At 69.1% G+C, this 1507-nt stretch carries 3 protein-coding genes; all 3 read left to right on the forward strand.

Annotated elements, in window-relative coordinates; translation table 11 throughout:
* On the forward strand, positions 1-287 hold a 287-nt coding region (locus G6023_RS11505; protein ID WP_182635583.1), incomplete at its 5' end, for a helix-turn-helix domain-containing protein.
* Positions 288-383: 96 nt separating this feature from the next.
* On the forward strand, positions 384-1211 hold the full coding sequence (gene pspA / locus G6023_RS11510) for a phage shock protein PspA (RefSeq protein WP_069389093.1): 828 nt from the start codon (positions 384-386) through the stop codon (positions 1209-1211).
* A 67-nt stretch (positions 1212-1278) separates the two neighbouring features.
* Positions 1279-1473, forward strand: a complete 195-nt coding sequence (locus tag G6023_RS11515; RefSeq protein WP_067717747.1) for a DUF3046 domain-containing protein — start codon at positions 1279-1281, stop codon at positions 1471-1473.
* Positions 1474-1507 lie beyond the last annotated feature (34 nt).

Raw genomic sequence — 1507 nt, forward strand, 5'->3', positions numbered from 1 at the left:
CCAGACCGGACCAGCCCGGCGGTGCCCCTCTGCTACGCGAGACGCTCGGGACGGTCCTGCGCGGGCTGCGCGGGGAATCCGGTCGGACCCTGCGGGACGTGGCCGACGCCGCCCGCGTGAGCCCCGGCTACCTCTCGGAGATCGAGCGCGGCCGCAAGGAGGCCTCGAGCGAACTGCTCGCCTCCATCTCGGGGGCGCTCGACGTCTCCCTGGGTGAGATCCTCATCCGCGCCGCCCTCGAGGTCTCCCCTCCGGGCACGTTCACCGAGCCGGTGCTCGCCGCCTGACCGCACGCCCGTCACGCCCGGTGGTCGCAACCGTGCGTTGTTCGGTACCGTTGAACAGACCCGTCGTCCGAATCGGCAGAAGGACACTACGCAGCGATGGCCAATCCGTTTACCAAGGCATGGCGCTACCTCATGGCGTTGTTCGATTCGAAGATCGACGAGAAGGCCGATCCCAAGGTCCAGATCCAGCAGGCCATCGCCGATGCGCAGCGTCAGCACCAGCAGCTCTCGCAGCAGGCTGCCGCGGTCATCGGCAACCAGCGCCAGTTGGAGATGAAGCTCAACCGGCAGCTCGCGGAGATCGAGAAGCTCCAGGGCTCCACCCGGCAGGCGTTGCAGATGTCGGAGCAGGCGCGCCAGAAGGGCGACGCGGCCAAGGCCACGGAGTACGAGAACGCCGCGGAGGCGTTCGCGGCCCAGTTGGTCACGGCCGAGCAGAGCGTGGAGGACCTCAAGGGCCTGCACGACCAGTCACTCCAGGCCGCGGCCCAGGCCAAGAAGGCCGTCGAGCAGAACGCGATGGTCCTCCAGCAGCGCGTGGCCGAGCGCACCAAGCTGCTCAGTCAGCTGGAGCAGGCCAAGATGCAGGAGCAGGTCAGCGCGTCCCTGCAGTCGATGTCGGAGATGTCCTCGGGTGGCAACACCCCGAACCTCGACCAGGTCCGCGACAAGATCGAGCGACGCTACGCCAACGCCCTGGGCTCGGCCGAACTCGCACAGAACTCGGTGCAGGGTCGCATGCTCGAGGTCGAGCAGGCCTCGACGCAGATGGCCGGCCACAGCCGCCTCGAGCAGATCCGCGCGTCGATGGCGGAGGGCGGCCAGCTCGGTTCCGGTACCGGCGCCACCGGCCAGCTCGGCCAGGGCCAGTCCGAGTCGGCCGCGCCGCCGCAGCAGCAGCAGGCGCAGACCGAACAGCAGTGATCTCACGGCAACGGGCCGTCGGCGACCACGCCGGCGGCCCGTCGTCGTCCGTAGGGGAGGGCGAGACGTGACCCTGACCGAGTTCCGCGCACGCACCGTGGAGGCCTTCGGTGAACTCCGTGCCGACAGTCTGACCAGATCGCACCATCTCGCGGAGTGTGGCGGGAGGACCGCCCTCGAGGCGATCGACGCCGGCCTCCCCGTCAAGCGCGTGTGGTTGGCGTTGTGCGCCGAGTTCGAGGTACCCGAACAGCTGCACTAGCCCCGCTGATTCACGGGCCGGTGTGACTGCTGCT

Source organism: Dietzia sp. DQ11-71 (assembly GCF_014144995.1).
Lineage (GTDB): Bacteria > Actinomycetota > Actinomycetes > Mycobacteriales > Mycobacteriaceae > Dietzia > Dietzia kunjamensis.

What these genes read in the sequence shown, in the direction of transcription:
- pspA (WP_069389093.1), top strand. Translation starts at nt 384, where the DNA reads ATGGCCAATCCGTTTACCAAGGCATGGCGCTACCTCATGGCGTTGTTC.